At 56.8% G+C, this 16,773-nt stretch carries 20 protein-coding genes and 1 pseudogene; 11 read left to right on the top strand and 10 right to left on the bottom strand.

Annotation, left to right across the window (positions count from 1 at the left end; all coding sequences use genetic code 11):
* Positions 1-7: 7 nt before the first annotated feature.
* Together AB3175_RS12755 and AB3175_RS12750 are read right to left on the bottom strand one after the other, a co-directional pair.
* Positions 8-409 (bottom strand): phage holin family protein, encoded by a 402-nt coding sequence (locus AB3175_RS12755; RefSeq protein ID WP_367361328.1) that lies wholly within the window; start codon positions 407-409, stop codon positions 8-10.
* A gap of 23 nt (positions 410-432) precedes the next feature.
* On the bottom strand, positions 433-603 hold the full coding sequence (locus AB3175_RS12750; RefSeq protein ID WP_367361327.1) for a rubredoxin: 171 nt from the start codon (positions 601-603) through the stop codon (positions 433-435).
* A 502-nt stretch (positions 604-1,105) separates the two neighbouring features.
* On the opposite strand from AB3175_RS12750, the pseudogene AB3175_RS12745 reads away from it, so the two are divergent.
* The 10 genes and pseudogenes from AB3175_RS12745 to AB3175_RS12700 all read left to right on the top strand — a co-directional run.
* Positions 1,106-1,489: pseudogene (locus AB3175_RS12745) on the top strand (cytochrome b/b6 domain-containing protein); the annotation flags it as partial.
* A 25-nt stretch (positions 1,490-1,514) separates the two neighbouring features.
* The gene (locus AB3175_RS12740) at positions 1,515-1,808 is read left to right on the top strand and encodes a hypothetical protein (RefSeq protein WP_367361326.1); all 294 of its coding nucleotides are present in this window, start codon (positions 1,515-1,517) and stop codon (positions 1,806-1,808) included.
* Positions 1,801-2,145: a hydrogenase maturation nickel metallochaperone HypA gene (locus AB3175_RS12735; RefSeq protein WP_367361325.1), complete on the top strand. Its 345-nt coding sequence runs from the start codon at positions 1,801-1,803 to the stop codon at positions 2,143-2,145. The genes AB3175_RS12740 and AB3175_RS12735 overlap by 8 nt, the downstream gene beginning before the upstream one ends.
* Positions 2,146-2,223: 78 nt before the next feature.
* Complete coding sequence (locus AB3175_RS12730) at positions 2,224-2,454, top strand: HypC/HybG/HupF family hydrogenase formation chaperone (protein ID WP_367361324.1); 231 nt, start codon at positions 2,224-2,226, stop codon at positions 2,452-2,454.
* Positions 2,441-3,532 carry a hydrogenase formation protein HypD gene (hypD, locus tag AB3175_RS12725; RefSeq protein ID WP_367361323.1) on the top strand — a complete coding sequence of 364 codons (1,092 nt, stop codon included), beginning with the start codon at positions 2,441-2,443 and terminating at the stop codon, positions 3,530-3,532. Before AB3175_RS12730 ends, hypD begins: the two co-directional genes overlap by 14 nt.
* 181 nt (positions 3,533-3,713) lie before the next feature.
* On the top strand, positions 3,714-4,370 hold the full coding sequence (gene hypB / locus AB3175_RS12720; RefSeq protein WP_367361356.1) for a hydrogenase nickel incorporation protein HypB: 657 nt from the start codon (positions 3,714-3,716) through the stop codon (positions 4,368-4,370).
* Positions 4,367-6,667 carry a carbamoyltransferase HypF gene (hypF, locus tag AB3175_RS12715; protein ID WP_367361322.1) on the top strand — a complete coding sequence of 767 codons (2,301 nt, stop codon included), beginning with the start codon at positions 4,367-4,369 and terminating at the stop codon, positions 6,665-6,667. The genes hypB and hypF overlap by 4 nt, the downstream gene beginning before the upstream one ends.
* 94 nt (positions 6,668-6,761) lie before the next feature.
* Entirely contained in the window at positions 6,762-7,772 is a 1,011-nt protein-coding gene (gene hypE / locus AB3175_RS12710; RefSeq protein WP_367361321.1) for a hydrogenase expression/formation protein HypE, read from the top strand.
* 149 nt (positions 7,773-7,921) lie between these two features.
* The gene (locus AB3175_RS12705; RefSeq protein ID WP_367361320.1) at positions 7,922-8,353 is read left to right on the top strand and encodes an acyl-CoA thioesterase; all 432 of its coding nucleotides are present in this window, start codon (positions 7,922-7,924) and stop codon (positions 8,351-8,353) included.
* Between the two features lie 248 nt (positions 8,354-8,601).
* Positions 8,602-8,763, top strand: coding sequence for a hypothetical protein (locus AB3175_RS12700; protein WP_367361319.1), 162 nt, complete (start codon positions 8,602-8,604; stop codon positions 8,761-8,763).
* 238 nt (positions 8,764-9,001) lie between these two features.
* On the opposite strand, the gene nifS is transcribed toward AB3175_RS12700, so the two are convergent.
* The 3 genes from nifS to AB3175_RS12685 are packed head-to-tail and all read right to left on the bottom strand — an operon-like array spanning position 9,002 to position 11,167.
* Positions 9,002-10,186: a cysteine desulfurase NifS gene (gene nifS / locus AB3175_RS12695; protein ID WP_367361318.1), complete on the bottom strand. Its 1,185-nt coding sequence runs from the start codon at positions 10,184-10,186 to the stop codon at positions 9,002-9,004.
* Positions 10,183-11,007: a Fe-S cluster assembly protein NifU gene (gene nifU / locus AB3175_RS12690; RefSeq protein WP_367361317.1), complete on the bottom strand. Its 825-nt coding sequence runs from the start codon at positions 11,005-11,007 to the stop codon at positions 10,183-10,185. The genes nifS and nifU overlap by 4 nt, the downstream gene beginning before the upstream one ends.
* Positions 10,988-11,167 carry a hypothetical protein gene (locus AB3175_RS12685; protein ID WP_367361316.1) on the bottom strand — a complete coding sequence of 60 codons (180 nt, stop codon included), beginning with the start codon at positions 11,165-11,167 and terminating at the stop codon, positions 10,988-10,990. The genes nifU and AB3175_RS12685 overlap by 20 nt, the downstream gene beginning before the upstream one ends.
* Positions 11,168-11,308: 141 nt before the next feature.
* On the opposite strand from AB3175_RS12685, the gene AB3175_RS12680 reads away from it, so the two are divergent.
* The gene (locus AB3175_RS12680; RefSeq protein WP_367361315.1) at positions 11,309-11,947 is read left to right on the top strand and encodes a class I SAM-dependent methyltransferase; all 639 of its coding nucleotides are present in this window, start codon (positions 11,309-11,311) and stop codon (positions 11,945-11,947) included.
* 36 nt (positions 11,948-11,983) lie between these two features.
* Here AB3175_RS12680 and AB3175_RS12675 read toward each other — a convergent pair whose 3' ends face one another.
* The 5 genes from AB3175_RS12675 to AB3175_RS12655 form a co-directional block, all read right to left on the bottom strand.
* The gene (locus AB3175_RS12675; RefSeq protein WP_367361314.1) at positions 11,984-13,978 is read right to left on the bottom strand and encodes a DUF1365 family protein; all 1,995 of its coding nucleotides are present in this window, start codon (positions 13,976-13,978) and stop codon (positions 11,984-11,986) included.
* A gap of 3 nt (positions 13,979-13,981) precedes the next feature.
* Positions 13,982-15,253 carry an NAD(P)/FAD-dependent oxidoreductase gene (locus AB3175_RS12670; RefSeq protein ID WP_367361313.1) on the bottom strand — a complete coding sequence of 424 codons (1,272 nt, stop codon included), beginning with the start codon at positions 15,251-15,253 and terminating at the stop codon, positions 13,982-13,984.
* Between the two features lie 59 nt (positions 15,254-15,312).
* Positions 15,313-15,897, bottom strand: a complete 585-nt coding sequence (locus AB3175_RS12665) for a nuclear transport factor 2 family protein (protein WP_367361312.1) — start codon at positions 15,895-15,897, stop codon at positions 15,313-15,315.
* 134 nt (positions 15,898-16,031) lie between these two features.
* Positions 16,032-16,469: a hypothetical protein gene (locus tag AB3175_RS12660; protein ID WP_367361311.1), complete on the bottom strand. Its 438-nt coding sequence runs from the start codon at positions 16,467-16,469 to the stop codon at positions 16,032-16,034.
* A 17-nt stretch (positions 16,470-16,486) separates the two neighbouring features.
* Positions 16,487-16,773 (bottom strand): hypothetical protein (locus AB3175_RS12655; protein ID WP_367361310.1); only part of this gene is annotated, 287 nt, incomplete at its 5' end.

Here is a 16,773-nt window from a genome sequence, read left to right as displayed (position 1 = left end):
GAATCGGTCATTCCCAGCGATCCCCGCCCCGCTTTTTCATTTCGATGAAGCCCCCGCCGCCCGGGGAGCTTCCCCCGCCCAGAACGGCGCCCAGCAGCCCGTTCACGACACTGATCAGCAGCGCGCCGAATACAGCCGTCCAGAACCCCTGAACGTCGAAGCCGGGGATGACGCCCGACGCCATTTTGAGGATGAGTGCATTGATCAGGAAGGTGAAGAGGCCGAGGGTCAGAACATTCACAGGAAGAGTCAGAACAAGAAGAATCGGCCGGAAAAAGACATTGAGAAATCCCAGCATCGCCGCGGCGAGAAGCGCGGAAAAGAAACTGCTGACCCTGATCCCCTCCAGCAGATAGGCGGCCAGAAGAACGGACAGGGTCAAAAGAATCCACTTGATCAGAAATCTCATTCCTCAATACCTGCCAATCTTATCTAGACTTCACAGTAGTCGGGCTGGAAACTCGTCTCCGGAGCCGTGCAGATTGGACAAACCCAGTTTTCAGGAATCTCCTCGAAGGGCGTTCCGCGGGGGACGCCATTCTCGGGGTCGCCGAGTCTCGGGTCATAGATGTAGCCACAGCCGGTACAAAAATACTTATCCATTTTGACTTTTCCTCCTGCAGGTAAAATTTATAAAAAGCTGATTATGTCCATGTACATCGAGGAAGCGAATTCTCCCGGCACTTCGATGATGCCATGGTTGGCATCCATGGAATCCTGCTACGATGAGCCCCGTTCGAACGGCCGCATTCGTTCCCCGGCAGCCCGGTCGGTAGAGCAGATGGCTGTTAACCCTCGGAGCCGTGGTTCGAATCCGCACCGGGGAGCCAATTCGGATCGGAAGTGGGCACATTCTCAAAGCCCCTCGCCGATCCAACAGCCAGTGCACGTGCAAGGGCGGCTTAGCCTCTCTACAGGTGCACTTTTTTATTACCCGGATTTCATCCAAAAGCAATCTTAAATATTCTTTCCCAAATGGAACGTTCTGTCCAGGAGCATTTCCCTTAATGCCGCGCGGAAGGCTCCGATAGTTTTCCTTCTTAATCCGGTCTTATCTCATTGGAGCATTTTCCGGTCAACAATTTTCTGTGCCATACCCCTGCGCAAAGCGGCGGAAAATCTCAGCCGCCTGCCGATTGTCTGGCTCCACTTCGCGGAATGCACGGGTTGTAGCGAGTCCCTGCTGCGCTCTTCACACCCCGATGGGGCCAGCATTCTTCTCGAAACGATTTCCCTCGAATATCACGAGACGATCATGGCCGCCGCAGGGGATCAGGCAGAGCAGTGCCTGGGAATGGCCCTTCACGACTTTCAAGGTCTGGCCGCCGTGCGCATGATTCATCATGTACTCGCCTGGGGTTTCATCCTCTTCATAGTTGTTCACATCTATATGGCCTTCTGGTATGATGCCGTTCTGAAAGAGGGAACCCTCTCGTCCATGGTCACGGGAAATATCTTCCAGAAGGGAGAACACCGATTCGAAGGCTGACAGCGTCAGCGTCGCAAAGAACCGGGTGAAAAGACAAACGGGGAAGGATGTCCTTCTCCGTTCTTATCCTGACGAAATGACGGAAAAACAGGAGGTCACCATTCTTGGGCTGGACAATATCCTGATGAAGGATGACGGCTTCGGCGTGCACTTTCTCCGCGAGTTCGAGCGACGCCGGTCTCTGCCCGATTCCGTCCGAACCGTCGAAGGCGGGGTCATGGCTTACGCCCTGCTGAAGAAAAAGTTCCCCGTCATGGAAAAATTTCTCGTTGAAGAGTTGAACCGCCTCTCCATGGCCCCGGTAAGAATTCATGCATGAGCTTTCTCTCGTTACATCGATCCTGGATATTATCGAAGACTATGCCCTTCGGGAGGGGTTCGAACGTGTCACGTCGCTGCGGCTGTCCTGCGGAAAAGTGTCCTGTGTGGTTCCTCAATGCCTGCAGTTCGCCTTCGAGGTGCAGTCGAAGGGTACGCGGTCTGAAGGGGCAACGCTTGAACTTGACATCCTGCCGGTCATCATTCATTGTGTTAATTGTGAAAAAGATTTCGAGGTGGATCACTTCGAAACCTGCTGTCCGGCATGCGGCAGGACAGAGGTGCTTCTGACCGGCGGAACAGAGGAATTGCAGCTTCTGGAACTGGACGTGGAGTGAGGCTTGTCCCGGAGTTCATCCGGATGGCAGGCCGGGTTCGTCATTTCGCAACAAATGAATAGCAGAGGAGTGTTTTGCATGTGCATCGCTTTTCCCGGCATGATCCTGAGCATCGATGAGAACAACTTTGCCGTCATTAACATCAGCGGGACGAAGCGCGAGGCCTGCCTGGATCTCCTTGATGAACCGGTCGCCGTCGGCGACTACGTCATTTGCCATGCCGGATACGCCATTCATCGGATCGACGAAGAAGACGCCAAGGAGAGTCTCGCTTTACTGAAAGAGTTCATCGATCATGAAATTTATTGACGAATACCGGGATCCGGAACTCGTCCGGAAACTGCTCAACGCCGTGAATGTCCTGGCCGAAAAGATCGGCCGGCCAATCACCCTGATGGAAATCTGCGGAACTCATACCCATGCCATCGGCCGTTTCGGAATCCGCAGACTGCTTCCCGGAAGCATCCGCCTGATCTCCGGCCCGGGGTGCCCCGTCTGCGTAACGTCGATTTCCGATGTGGATCGCGCCCTTTACCTGGCAGAACGGCCGAATGTCATCTTCGCCACGTTCGGGGACATGCTCCGCATCCCCGGCACCGGTGGACGGAGCCTTCAGCAGATCCGCGCCGCAGGTGCCGACGTCCGAATCCTTTCCTCGCCCCTGGACGGACTCTCCATCGCCGAAGAGAATCCGACACGCGAAGTCGTTTTTTTGGGAATCGGTTTCGAAACAACGGCTCCAACCGTAGCCTCAACGCTCCGAAGCGCCCGGAGGAAAGGGTTAAAGAATTTTTCCGTCTTCTCCGTTCACAAGACCGTCCCCCCTGCGATCCAGTCCCTCCTCGATGATCCCGGACTGGACATCGATGGCTTTATCTGCCCCGGTCATGTCAGTGTCATTACAGGGGGGGAAGCTTACCGTCTCATCCCTGAAGCGGGACGGGCCGCCGTGATCACCGGTTTCGAGCCCGTCGACATGGTCGATGGAATTCTTTTGAGCCTTCAGCAGATCCTGGAAAAGCGCTATGCGGTCGCCATCCAGTATGCAAGAGGTGTCACGCAAGGGGGAAATCTTCGGGCGCGACAGACAATGGCGGAGGTCTTTGAACCGGGCGATGCGGACTGGAGAGGTCTGGGCGTCATTCCTGGAAGCGGCCTTTTCATCCGGAAGGAGTATGAGTCCATGAATGCCCTGAACAGATTTCCCCTGCCGGAAATCCATTCCGCAGAATTTGAGGGTTGCCGCTGCGGAGAGATCCTCCGTGGTGCGATGTCTCCCCCGGAATGCCGGCTTTTCCGGAAAGCCTGCACGCCGGTCAACCCTGTAGGCCCGTGCATGGTATCGAGCGAGGGAACCTGCGCGGCGTACCTCAGATATGAGGCTTGAAAAAGGCAGAGAGCCGCCGCTGTTACAAGCGGGTCCAATTCCGGATCAAAGCTGGCACCGGGATAAACGGGTGGAGGCGCCATCGGCATCCATCCCGGCGACGTCAGCGAAACCTGTGGAGAATGCCCTGAAGGGCTGAATGGTCATCATTAACACATGCATTGCGGAGGGGGAAATAGAGATGAAGGTAACCATTGTTAAAAATGTCCTCGATGCCAATGAACGGATCGCCCAGGATAATCGTGCGCTCTTTGACGAGAAGAAAATTTATGTGATCAACCTCATGAGTTCACCGGGTGCGGGAAAGACGACCCTGGTGGAGAAGACCATTATGGCCCTCAAGAACCGCTACCGGATCGCCGTCATCGAGGGAGATATTCAGGATACCCAGGATGCCGACCGGATATCCGCTCTGGGGATCCCCGCCGTTCAGATCAATACAGGCGGCGCCTGTCACATTGACGGCAACATGATCCGCGAAGCACTCCCTTCCCTTGAACTCGACCGGATCGACCTTCTCATTTCCGAAAACGTGGGAAATCTCGTCTGCCCGGCAGAGTTTAAAATCGGAGAAAATGCCAAGGTGATGATTCTCAGCACTCCTGAAGGGGCGGACAAACCGGCCAAATATCCCCTCATGTTCCAGGAGTCGGCGGTAATGATCATCAACAAGACAGACCTGCTGCCCTACGTGGATTTCGACCTGGAAAAGGCGAAACGTACGGCCTTGTCCGTAAACCCTGCACTCCAGATCTTCGAGGTTTCCTGCAAAAACGGCGAAGGGCTGGAAGGATGGTTCAACTGGCTGTCCGCTCAGATCGAGGCTTTTCGAGTTTGAATAACCAGGAAAGAAGGCGTATCCGGCTCCTTTTTTCCGGCATCGTCCAGGGAGTCGGATTTCGGCCGGCCATCTACCGAATTGCGAAGGAACAGAACCTTGGCGGGTTCGTCTGCAATACCCCGGAAGGGGTTGTCGTCGAGGTTGAGGGACATCCCCGTCACATTGAAGGGTTCGTCCCCGCCGTTTTGAACAACCTCCCTCCCGCCGCAGAGGTGGCCGCCGTCTCGCAAGAGGACCTTTCCGTCCGCGGGGAGCAGACCTTTCAGATTCGATCCAGCCGGGACGACGGGGATAAGGACGTTATGATCTCTCCCGATCTTGCCGTCTGCGACAACTGTCTGCGGGAGCTGAAGGATCCGCGGGATCGCCGGTACCGTTATCCTTTCATCAACTGCACGGACTGCGGTCCCCGCCTGACCATCATCCGCGATGTCCCCTACGACAGGGGAAATACCTCGATGGCCTGCTTTCCCCTGTGCCCGCAGTGCGGCACCGAGTATGAAAACCCCTCTGACCGCCGTTTCCATGCCGAGCCCAATGCCTGCCCCCTTTGCGGCCCCAGACTCTGGATGACCGATGGACAGGGCGTTCCCCTGGCCGACGATTTCCCGGACCCCGTGGAACAGGCACGGGAACTGCTGAAAAAGGGGAAAATTCTGGCCATAAAGGGACTCGGCGGTTTTCATCTTGCCGTAGACGCCACCAATGAGCAAGCCGTTCAGCGCCTGCGCGCCCGGAAATATCGAGAGGAAAAGCCCCTGGCCGTCATGGTCGGACATCTTGAGGCGGCCGGAAGAATCGCAGAAATTGGCCGTCTTGAACAGCATCTTCTTTCCTCCCCCCAACGGCCCATCGTCCTGTGCCGCAAGAAGCGGCACGGTGGAATCGCCCCTTCCGTCGCTCCCGGAGTGCCGGACCAGGGCATCATGCTGCCCTATACACCGTTGCACGCACTGCTCCTGGAGGATGATAGCCCCCCACTCGTCATGACAAGCGGAAATCGAGTCGACGAACCCATCTGTCAGAAAAATCGGGAGGCCCTGTTGCGCCTGAAAGGGATCGCCGACTTCTTTCTTCTTCACAACCGCGACATCCTGGTGCGCTGCGACGACTCGGTTGTAACGGCCGCACGGGGCAAGACGGTCATGATCCGGCGGTCCCGCGGCTATGCCCCAAGGCCGATCACCCTGCAGCAATGTTACCCGGACGTTCTCGCCCTGGGGCCACAACTCAAGGCAACCCTTTGCATCCTCAAGGGAAACCAGGCCTATCTGAGCCCCCATATCGGAGATCTTGAAACCCCGGAAGCGCGGGCATTTCATTCCGAAAGCCTCAGCCTGATGGAAAGGATCGCTTCGTGCCGACCCAAGGTGCTTGCCTGCGACCTTCATCCGGCCTACTACACCACCCGGCTTGCGAAAGAGCTTCCCCACCGGGAGATTTTCCGCGTTCAGCATCACCACGCCCACATTGTCAGTGTCATGGCCGAAAACGGGCTGTCGGAACAAGTGATCGGGCTGGCCATGGACGGAACGGGTTACGGCACGGACGGCACGGTTTGGGGATGTGAATTTCTCATTTCAGATGAACTGGATTTTCAGCGGGCGGGCCACCTTGAACCCTTCCCGCTTCCCGGCTCGGACAAGGCCGTCCGGGAACCCTGGCGGGTGGCGGTGAGCCTTCTGCATGAAAGTTATGGCCACGACTGGCAGGAAATGGCGCAGCGTTTAGACCTGAGCGCCTTTGCGTCACACTTTGAACTTCTGAATTCCATGATGGCTTCAGGGTTGAACAGCCCACAGGCCTCAAGTCTCGGCCGGGTATTCGACGCCGTGGCGTCTCTTCTGGGAATCCGCCATACGGCAAGCTTCGAGGGCCAGGCAGCGATGGAACTCGAGGCCATGGCGGATCTGCCCTATGAAGCAAGCTATCCCTTTCTTCTCCGCTACGAAGACGGCCGTACGCTTCTTGATCTGAGGCCCCTGATCCGGACACTCGCCCAGGAGCGGATCAACGGGATAGACCCCCATAAAATCGCTTCGCGCTTCCATGTTTCACTGATCAAAGCCCTGGCGGCCACGGCTGGCGAGATCCGCGAACGAACCGGCATCAACAGGGCCGTCCTCAGCGGCGGCTGCTTTCAGAACCGCATTCTGTTCAATGGTGTGACCCGGGAGTTGGAGAAGGAAGGGTTTGCCGTCTATACCCACATCAGCCTGCCACCCAACGACGGCTGCATCGCCCTGGGACAGGCCGTGGTTGCCGCCTCCCGATTGAAGAGAAGGAAATCTTGAAGAAAGGATCTGTTTCGTTCAACACGAGACAGGTGACATCGATCCCTTGGATTTATTTTATTTTTCATTGAAAAAGAAAACAGGATAATGCCCCATGAGCACAGAGCGAATTCTGCTGGAACATGGCGGAGGCGGACTCCTCAGCCATGAACTCGTTACCGAGGTTTTTCTTCCTCTCTTCAGCAACGCCTGTCTCGATCGACTGGAGGACAGCGCGGTCGTCACTTTGGAGGGCAGGAAGTTCTGCTTCACAACGGATTCCTATGTCATCGATCCGATTTTCTTCCCCGGAGGGAATATCGGGTCACTGGCCGTTCACGGAACGATCAACGATCTTTCCGTCTGTGGCGGAATCCCGCTGATGTTGAGTGCCGGATTCATCCTCGAAGAGGGGTTCCCCATGGAAGACCTGAAGCAGATTACCCGATCCATGGCAGAAGCGGCCAAAACAGCCGGCGTATCCATCGTGACCGGCGACACCAAGGTCGTGGCCCGCGGAGCCGCCGACGGGCTTTTTATCAACACCTCCGGCATCGGGATGATTGAATATCCTCAGCCCCTGTCCGTGGACAGCATACAGCCTGGCGATGCAGTCCTTGTGAGCGGGACTCTCGGCGACCACGGCGCCACGGTCCTCTGCAGGCGCAGGGAACTGGGCCTGAGCTCTGGAATCCGCTCCGATTCGGCACCGCTTAACGGCCTCATCTCATCGATTCTCGCAGCGTCCCAACATATCCACTGCATGCGAGACCCGACCCGCGGCGGACTCGGGGCAATCCTGGCTGAGATCGCCGGCCAATCCGGGTTTTCCATCACGATACAGGAGTCTGAACTGCCTGTTCGAGACGAAGTGAAAGGCGTCTGCGAAATTCTTGGGTTCGACCCTTTCTTTCTGGCCAATGAAGGGAAAGTGGCCGTCTTTTGCGCGCCGGCCGATGCAGACCGGGTTCTGGCAACCCTGCGGAATCATGAATACGGGCGAGATGCCAAAATCATCGGCTCTGTGGGAGAGCGCAATGGAGGAGGCCTGATAATGCAGACGATCATCGGCGGTTCCCGGGTGGTCGATCTTCCTCTGGGGGAACTGGTGCCAAGGATCTGCTGATTTTTTCCGGAAACCATCGGGATCGGATCTTCCGATTTCATGAAATTAAATCGCTGCATCTCTGAACAGAATGCGCTAATATCAGGCTGACCGTCGCTACTGTGTTTTCATCACCAATGTACAGGAACGGTTAAGGAGCCCTTGCACTTATGACGCGAGTCAAGATAGAACTGCCGGCTACATTTGATTTCTCAACCGATCTGCGCCTCCGCTTCCGCGATATCAACGCCGGGAATCACCTGGCTCATGACGCCGTTCTCTCCCTGGCTGAAGAGGCCCGTTTCCTGTTTCTGGAGCACCTGGGCTATCCCCACCTGAACATAGACGGTTGTGGCTATGTCGCCGCCGATGCCGCCATCGTTTACAAATCGCAGGCCTTTTTCGGGGAGGTGATCCGGGTCGAGGTCGCGGTTCGGAACTTTGCCTCCAAATCCTGCGATTTTCTTTACCGGCTCAGCAATAGAGAGACCGGGCAGGAGGTGGCGCGAGCCAAAACCGGAGTCGTATTCTTTGATTACGTGAACCAGAAACCGGTGAGGGTTCCCGACGGCTTCAGGGCGAGATTTGAACGTGGAGGATGATTTTTCCGCCAGGAATTTTCTGATCCGCCATACAGACTAATCCCTAATCTAATCCACACCCGCCTAAGTACTTTGTTTTCCCACTTCTAAGGCTTTTAACGGCAATAAATCATCATACTCCCGATTGTCTGAACCTTTTCCATCTTGTAACATTCACCCAAGAAAGATCAGACCGGCGCCAGGAACTCCGGAAGGACACTGTTTCCGTTCAGGACACTCAACCATTGTTTCAGAAAGGAGCATGGATCATGAACTTCATGAAGCGTTTAACAAAGCATCGGGACACCCTTGGCTTGATCGCACCGGAACTTGTGTGGCTGAAGCGCAGACGCCAGAGACTCAATGGAAGCAGAATCAACGAGAATATTCTGAAGGAAGGATACTGTCGCCTTCTGATCAGGAAAGGATAACGGAGCCACGACCACGTGGCGTTTTCGGCAGCGCAGGCGGATGGTTGATCTTGGGAGAAGCGGGGGTTCCCGACGACCTTTCGCCCAGACTGTTCTTGCCGACGCAACCTCAATCCGCCACCCGGCATTGGGAAAAAGGGCGTAACCGAATTCGGTTACGCCCTTTTTTTTAGTGCCGGTTTACTAAGCGCCGGTCTCGAATGATAACAGGAAAAGAAAAGCGTCTCGGGAAAACGGCTTAAGACGGAGTGGCGCAGGCCTGTCTTCCCGAATCCCAGTAAGGCGACATCTCCCGCAGGCGCTGGATAATTTCCGGAAGGGTTTCGATGACCAGGTCGATTTCCTCCTCCGTATTCATAATGCTCAGGCTGAAGCGGATCGATCCGTGCGCCATCGTAAAGGGAACCCCCATGGCCCGCAGGACATGGGAAGGCTGAAGGGATCCCGAGGTGCAGGCCGAGCCCGAAGAGGCGCAGATTCCATAGCGGTCCAGCATGAGCAGGATGCCCTCCCCCTCTACGAATTCAAAGCTGATATTCGTGGTGTTGGGAAGACGATTGACCCGGTCACCGTTGACGCGCGAATTGGGGATTCTGTCCAGCAATTCATGCTCCAGCTTATCCCGCAACTGCCTCACCCGGGTGTTTTCCTCCTCCATGTAAGCAGCGGCAAGCTCGCAGGCCTTTCCCAGGCCGATGATGCTCGGCACGTTCTCCGTCCCCCCGCGCCGTTCCCGCTCCTGGTGACCGCCGATCATGAAGGGGGAAAATCGCGTGCCGCGCCGCAGATAGAAGACGCCGATCCCCTTGGGGGCATGAAGCTTATGCCCGGAAAGGGACAGCATATCGATGGCGTTGTTTTCCATGTCGATGGGAATTTTCCCGACGGCCTGGACGGCATCGGTGTGAAACAGGATGCCCCGGTCATGGGCCATCAGGGCCGCTTTTTCCACGGGGAACATGACACCCGTTTCATTGTTGGCCCACATCAGGCTGACGATGGCCGTATCCGGTGTCAAACTTTTTTCATAGGCTTCCATGTTGAGGCGGCCTTCGCTGTCCACGGGCAGTTCCGTCACCCGGCAGCCCTCCTTGGCCAGATGCGCGCAGAGGGAGCGTACGGCGGGATGCTCCACACGGCTGATCACGATGTGCCTCCGTTCCGGATAGGTGGCCAGCGCCGAACGAATCGCCGTATTGTCGCTCTCCGTCCCGCAGCTGGTGAAGATGATTTCGTCCGGTGACGCCCCAAGGAGGGCGGCAACCTGTTCCCGGGCTTCCCGGACCTTGATCCCCACCTGACCGCCGAAGGTGTGCATGCTGGACGGATTGCCGTAAAGCCGGCCGAAATAGGGCATCATGGCCGCCAGCACCTCCGCCGAAACCTGGGTGGTCGCATTGTTGTCCAGATAGACCGTCGTCATTCCGTCACCTCCTCCACAACGAGATCCGGCGAGACCAGTTCCCGGAGCTTGACCTCTACAAAACCCTTCAAGGTCTGCTGCGATGCCGGACAGACGGCGCAGTATCCCCTCTTCGCCAACAGCACCCGGTTGCCGATCACATCGATGAGCTCCACATCCCCACCATCGTTTTTCAGGGCCGGACGGATTTCCCGATCCAGGATCTCTTCGATCATGCGGATTTTCTGAATGTTCGTCATTTTCGGACGAACGGGCTCACGCACTTCCGCCCGCACCCTGTCGATGATTTCCTGAATCCTGTCGAGGCAGTTTCCGCAACCGCCTCCCGCCTTGGTATAATTGGTCACCTCTTCCACGGAACTCAGGCTGTTTTTCCTAACGGCCTGTTCGATTTCCCGGTCCGTCACGCCAAAGCATTCACAGATGATCTCCCCTTCCTTGACTTCAGTGGGCACTCCCCGGTAATAGGCAATGGCCTTTTCCAGAGCCTGCTGACCAAGAACGGAGCAGTGCATCTTTTCCTTGGGGAGCCCTCCCAGGTAGGCGGCGATATCCTGATTGGTAATCTTCTCCGCCTCTTCCACGGTGAGCCCCTTGACCATTTCCGTAAGGGCCGACGCAGAGGCGATGGCGCTGGCACAGCCGAAGGTCTTGAATTTCGCCTCGCTGATGCGCTTGTTCTCATCCAGTTTGAACGTCAGGCGCAGCGCGTCGCCGCAGGCGATGGAGCCCACCTCCGCCACTCCGTCAGGATTATCCACTTCGCCCACGTTGCGGGGCTCCAAAAAATATTCCCTGACCTTATCCGTATATTCCCACATAAGACTTCCCCCTGAAACCGGCCCGTTCCTTCAGCTCCATCTCTCGCGCATTCCCGGCCGGCGGTTCGATTGCCCTGTCGATACCCGGTCCGCACAGTCCTGCGCCGCCTCCGTCCTGCCAGCGATCCTGCTCTGGAACAGGTCTCCGGTTTTTTTTCATTCAGATTTTCCTGAATCGTACTTGCCATATTATGGCCAGGAAATGCAAGACGTGATTTCCTTCCAAGGCCACATCCATGTTCCGTCAAGGCGGTAAAAAAATTATTCACAACAGATTCAAAAAATTTGGTAAAAAGTTACAATGGAACGAATAGAAAAATCCGTTTTCATCAAAAACAACTCAAACACCTTTCGGAAATGGGCAAAATGGTACGACCTGACGTCCTTCATTCTCCTTTTTCTGAGAAAAAAGGTGGCGGATCTCGTCGACAGCCGGCAGGGAAAACTCCTCGATGTCGCCTGTGGGACCGGTGCGCAGACCATCGAATTTGCCAGGAAGGGCCTGACGGTGACGGGGATTGACCTGTCCAGGGACATGCTGAAAATCGCTCGGAAAAAGATGAGACATGCAAAGAATGTAAAACTTCTCCGGGCCGATTCTGAAAAACTCCCCTTCAGGAACCGCTCCTTTGACGTTTCCTGCATCAGCCTGGCCCTGCACGACATGCCCTATTCCGTGGGGCTCAATACGCTCCACGAGATGAAGCGCGTCACAAAAGAAAGCGGCCTGATCATCATTGTCGATTATACAAAGCCGGCGTTGTTTCCCGTGGCCTATTTTTCGAGATGCCTTGTCAAGCTCTGGGAGAGCGAGTATTACGATGACTTCATGAAGACAGGGATTGAAGCTTATCTCCATCAGGCGGAATTGAACGTCGAAAGGGAAGTGCACTATCTGCTTCGCACCATTAAGGTCATAACCAGCGTGAACAGATCCTGAACTCGGGGCACAGGCCCGCCGCATCCCGCACGCCGCCTATTCCGGCTTTCGCAGAACGACCTGGATATCGCCGATGGCCCGCTCGCGGAAACCGGCTTCACAGATGGACAGGTAGTAACTCCATTTGCGCTCGAAGGCCTCATCGAATCCCAGGGAGCGGACGGCCTCCCTGTTCTCCTGGAACCTCATCCGCCAGTCTTTCAGGGTACGGGCATAATGAGGCCCGATGTCCTCCAGATGCTCAATGACCAGGCGTGAATTCCGGGCGACGGCATTGGCCAGCACGGAAACCGACAGCAGATGGCCGCCGGGAAAAATGTGCTTCTGAATCCAGTCCGTTTCTCTTCGGTACGCGTCATAGATCTGATCGGGAACGGTGATGGCCTGGATCACCGCCCTGCCGCCGGGTTTGAGCAGCCGGTCGCAGGCGGCAAAGTAGGCTCCCAGATACTGGGGCCCCACGGCTTCGATCATTTCAATGGAAACAATTTTGTCGAACGTTCCGGACATATGGCGGTAGTCGGTCAGGAGAATGCTCACCCTGTCGGCAAGACCTTCCCGCGCCGCCAGTTCCCGGGCAAAGGTGAACTGCTTTTTCGAAACGGTAATTCCCGTCACGCGGCAGCCGGTCCTTTTCGCCGCCTCCAGGGCAACGCCGCCCCATCCGCACCCGATGTCCAGAACATGGTCCGACGCCTCAATCTCCGCCTTCTTTAGAATGCCTTCGATTTTTCGCTCCTGCGCCTCTTCCAGGGAATCCTCCCCATCCGTGTAGACGGCGCAGGAGTACAAAAGCCGACCGTCGAGAAAGGTCTCAAAAAGGGCATTGCTCAAATCGTAATGAGCCTCGATGTTTCTTTGCACTCCCCTGGAGGAGTTGGCCCTTCCTGCGTGGGCCATGCGGTTCTTGAGGCGTGTGAGCCAGGCGGTTGCAGGATAGCCGTTGACCAGGGCCTCACGATTTCTAATGAGGACGCGAAAAAGCGCCACAACGTCATCGGAATCCCAAAGTCCCGCCACGTAGGCTTCTCCCAGGCCGACGTCTCCGCCGAGGACCGCTTTTTTGAAAAACCCGTAATCATGAACAGACATTTCCCCCTGGAGGCGTTCTCCCCGCCGCCCGAAAAACCACCTGCCCCCATCGGGCAACCGCAGCGTCAGGCCCCCTGTTTGAATCCCCTTCAGCAGGGCGGAGAAGAGCTTCATGCACAGCCGTTCACTGAAGCCTGTCCTTCTGCGGATGGTCATCCTGGAGTGGGGAACCGGCTTATCGTGATAGGGAAGAGAACGGAGGAAATACAGGCGCGCCGCTTCGAAAAAGATCCTCGGGACCGTCAGGGTCGGCGCAAGGGGATGCCGCAGAAACATCCGGGCGATGTCCGCCGTCGTCAACCCCAGGGCCCGCCCCTGCAGATGCCCCTCGAAAACCAGCCGCCCTTCGCGCCACAATTCGATCGAGATGTCCAGATTCTCTCCCGCCGACGAAAAGAGAAAGGAATACTCCCCTTCGAGATTGTTGAAGGGGGAGACATGAAAGCACTTCTGCGCGCGGAAGCGCGCCGGATAGCCCTGGTTGGCGCCGTTGACGCCCCTGAGGACATACAGGTGCTTTTCGCCGAAGGTGTTGTTCACCTCGGCCAGAATGCACAGGAGCTCATCCCGTTCCGACAGGACGTAGTAAAAGCTGACGGGATTGAAGATGTAGTTGAAATAGCGCGCCGAGGTGACCAGGAGAACCTTTGCAATGCGGGAGGCAAAGGGCTCATCGGCGAGCCTGCACATCACCTTCGCCGGCAGCGGGTCGGAATTTCCATCGAGATAATCCCTGTCATGGATTGAAAAGGGGCGGATACGGTTGTAACCAAAAAATGGGATTTCACGATCCAATGCGGCCAGCTCGGCGAGATCGAAGCAGAAGAAAAAAAGGGGATAGCGGAAGGAATGGACGGCCGGATGGTGGCGTCTGTGCTCGACAAACCCGTCATAAATGCATGATCTGAAATGAGGCTTGAGTTCCGTGGGCGCTCTCATCGTTTACAATTCGATCCCGAACCGATGCGCCACGGCCACAGCGGACCGGACCGCATCTTCATGAAAACCGTATCCGAAATAACTGCCGCAGAAATAGGTATGCCGCCTTCCATTGAGTTCCGATAGGCGGCTCTGGGTTGCCAGAGCGTCAAAGCTGTACATGGGATGGGCGTACAGGAACGTTTCGATGACGGATTCCGGCGGAACCTCCTTCCAAGGGTTCAGGGTCACGCAGATGCGCCCACCATCGTCAGGAAGATGCTGCAGTCTCGTCATATCGTAGGTGAGCGTAGCGGGATCGTTCTCACGGCCGCCAGCCGGCCGGATGTAATTCCAGGATGCCCAGGCGCGCCGATTTTCCGGGAGAAATGAGGCATCCCTGTGCAGAACCGTGCGATTGGCGGCATACCTCCAGGGCGACAGCAGGCTGACCTCATCGGCCGAGGGATCGGCCAGGAGCCTCAGGGCCTCATCCGCGTGAGTGGCCATTACAACGGAGTCGTGCCTTTCCTCGCCATCGGGCCGCTTCAGAATCACGCCGTCTTCCGTCCTCATCACGGAGCGGATGGGGCTTGCGGACCGCACCGCCCCCGGAAACCCCTTCAGAAAAGCGCGGACATAGGTCTGGCTCCCTCCGAGCACATAATACCATTGGGGATGGTCCCGAAGGGACAGCAGGCCGTGATTTTCATAAAAGCGTGCAAACGTCTCCGCTGGAAAAGAGCGGATATCACCGTCGGGGGCAGACCAGATGGCCCCGGCCATGGGCAGCACGAAGGCCCTGGCAACGAACTCTCCGACCCCCTCCCTCTCCAGGTGCCTTCCCAGGGTTATTCCGCCCAGGGAGCCTTCGTGAAGCCTCCTGCGGGTGATGCGGTTGAAGCGCACCAGGCCGGCGAGAAACCGCCAGAAGGAGGGCCGGAGAAGATTCTTCCGCTGGGCGAAGAGGCTGTCCAGGTCCCGGCTCGCATATTCGAGAGAGCCCCGCCGCTCGGAATAGCTGAACGACATGTCCGTTTTTCCGGCCTTCACATCCAGCTGATCGAGGAAGCGGGTGAAGAGGGGGTAGGTCCGGTCGTTGAAGACGATAAAGCCCGTGTCCACCGGTATGGAGCCGCCTTTCCCGTCGGGAACGGCGATCGTGTTTGTGTGGCCTCCGATGTAATCGTTTCTTTCATAGAGGGTCACATCGTGCCTGCGGGAAAGGAGGTAAGCGGCGACAATGCCTGCCACACCGGCACCTACAACGGCTATGCGCAATCGCTGATCGTTCATGGTCATCGCCTCCCCTGAAGAGGACTCCGGACTTCCCGGCAAAAAAGCGGGGGCCGGACTCAGATGCGGCCGCGAATCCAGGTGATGATCCGGCCCAGGACCGGCGCCTGCTCGTAAATGATTCCCGTATCCCAGTAATCCTGATGAAAGGTGATGTATCCCTGGGCGTCAAAGCGCACATGGGACATGCCGACAGCCTGGATCGGCTTTTCCCTGTTGCGCTTGAGCGTCAGATGCATGATCCAGCGGAAGTAGTAGTTTCCTTCATGCACGGCCACATCCTGGATGTCGAAGGTGCATGCGTGGACCGCTTCCGTGCTCGAGATAAAATAGGCGGTTATGGCCTCGATCCCCTGAACCTCCCGGAATCCGTCGCGGAAATAGGCATTGGGGGCGTAGAGGCCTCCGATCCGTCCCCGGATCCGCTCTTCGGAAAAGATTTCGTAGAAGGCGCGGAAATTTTCGATGGCAGCCTTTTCCTTCTCCGAACCCGGAGCCGGTGGAGCGATGACACCGGGATCCGTCTTCATAAGGTAACTGCGGTAATTTTCCATATAGGCCCCCTGTCGTTCTGGATCAGCAGCACATCCGCTGATGGCGAGACAGACAAAAACAAGAGAAATCACGACTCTTCCGATGCGCATTTCAGGTCACTCCTGTCAGAAGCATAACGATCTGCATCTTCCTAAATAAAAGGTGATGGTGAAAAAGGGCGCCGTTCCCTGCTGCGAAACGGCCTTTTTACTCGTTTGTGAAAGGGTGAAAAGGCCTGCCGGCTTCAATACAAAACCAGCCCCAGCCACAGAACCGCTCCGAACACGGCGTGCAGAGCAAGCTGCTCGTACCACGCCGAGGGTGCCGCACGCCTGCCCAGCAGGCCCTGGCCTGCTATGGGAAGCGCAAGGAAGAGCATGGACAGCCAGAGAACAAAGACATAGGCAGCCAGCGCGGCTGAATTTTCCGGGTCAAATTTCAACAGCCGCGACAAGACGTAGTACGCCACCCCGAACGCGGCGCTGGTGAAGAGATGAACGACGACGCCCACAACGTACACAAGGGGCTTTCCCGCTCGAATCCCGGCTGTCTTCAGAGCAAAGTCCCCATCGATCAGAAGCAGGTTAGCCTTGATCACCCCCCGGCGGTATCCGAATTCGGTTAATGCCGCCATGGCTGCTCCCGCGATGAGCGCCGCCACTGTGACCTCGACAGCTGTCATTGGCACGCCTCCTTCCGCTAAATAAACACAGAAAACTGCGATTCGGGAACGATGAGCACGCTGTCGGGCCTTTCCAGTTCAGGGGCGGCCAGCAGGCCGGCCTCAACGGGAAGGGGAAACCGGATCCGCAGGAGAGACAGACGGCGCACATCCAGAACCTCGTGTTTGATGGCGATTCTCTTCAACCGTTCTCCGCTGCCGATGAATCCGGCCAGCGGTCCCGTAATGACGTCGATGACCGCGGCGTCAGAATCCTCAGCCGGAGCAGACTTCATCCGGATCTCGATTTCCCCGTTCCAGTCTC

It is taken from the genome of Syntrophus sp. (in: bacteria), from assembly GCF_040768185.1.
GTDB classification, from domain to species: domain Bacteria; phylum Desulfobacterota; class Syntrophia; order Syntrophales; family Syntrophaceae; genus Syntrophus; species Syntrophus buswellii.
Note: the sequence above shows the minus strand (reverse complement) of the source record. Positions and strands in the feature narration are given on the sequence as shown.

What these genes read in the sequence shown, in the direction of transcription:
- hypD (WP_367361323.1), top strand. Translation starts at nt 2,441, where the DNA reads ATGAAATTTATTGACGAATACCGGGATCCGGAACTCGTCCGGAAACTG.
- AB3175_RS12735 (WP_367361325.1), top strand. Translation starts at nt 1,801, where the DNA reads ATGCATGAGCTTTCTCTCGTTACATCGATCCTGGATATTATCGAAGAC.
- nifS (WP_367361318.1), bottom strand. Translation starts at nt 10,186, where the DNA reads ATGACGACGGTCTATCTGGACAACAATGCGACCACCCAGGTTTCGGCG.
- AB3175_RS12700 (WP_367361319.1), top strand. Translation starts at nt 8,602, where the DNA reads ATGAACTTCATGAAGCGTTTAACAAAGCATCGGGACACCCTTGGCTTG.
- AB3175_RS12670 (WP_367361313.1), bottom strand. Translation starts at nt 15,253, where the DNA reads ATGAACGATCAGCGATTGCGCATAGCCGTTGTAGGTGCCGGTGTGGCA.
- hypE (WP_367361321.1), top strand. Translation starts at nt 6,762, where the DNA reads ATGAGCACAGAGCGAATTCTGCTGGAACATGGCGGAGGCGGACTCCTC.
- AB3175_RS12755 (WP_367361328.1), bottom strand. Translation starts at nt 409, where the DNA reads ATGAGATTTCTGATCAAGTGGATTCTTTTGACCCTGTCCGTTCTTCTG.
- AB3175_RS12750 (WP_367361327.1), bottom strand. Translation starts at nt 603, where the DNA reads ATGGATAAGTATTTTTGTACCGGCTGTGGCTACATCTATGACCCGAGA.
- AB3175_RS12665 (WP_367361312.1), bottom strand. Translation starts at nt 15,897, where the DNA reads ATGCGCATCGGAAGAGTCGTGATTTCTCTTGTTTTTGTCTGTCTCGCC.
- AB3175_RS12660 (WP_367361311.1), bottom strand. Translation starts at nt 16,469, where the DNA reads ATGACAGCTGTCGAGGTCACAGTGGCGGCGCTCATCGCGGGAGCAGCC.
- AB3175_RS12685 (WP_367361316.1), bottom strand. Translation starts at nt 11,167, where the DNA reads ATGAAAAAAAACCGGAGACCTGTTCCAGAGCAGGATCGCTGGCAGGAC.
- nifU (WP_367361317.1), bottom strand. Translation starts at nt 11,007, where the DNA reads ATGTGGGAATATACGGATAAGGTCAGGGAATATTTTTTGGAGCCCCGC.
- AB3175_RS12730 (WP_367361324.1), top strand. Translation starts at nt 2,224, where the DNA reads ATGTGCATCGCTTTTCCCGGCATGATCCTGAGCATCGATGAGAACAAC.
- hypB (WP_367361356.1), top strand. Translation starts at nt 3,714, where the DNA reads ATGAAGGTAACCATTGTTAAAAATGTCCTCGATGCCAATGAACGGATC.
- AB3175_RS12705 (WP_367361320.1), top strand. Translation starts at nt 7,922, where the DNA reads ATGACGCGAGTCAAGATAGAACTGCCGGCTACATTTGATTTCTCAACC.
- AB3175_RS12675 (WP_367361314.1), bottom strand. Translation starts at nt 13,978, where the DNA reads ATGAGAGCGCCCACGGAACTCAAGCCTCATTTCAGATCATGCATTTAT.
- AB3175_RS12680 (WP_367361315.1), top strand. Translation starts at nt 11,309, where the DNA reads ATGGAACGAATAGAAAAATCCGTTTTCATCAAAAACAACTCAAACACC.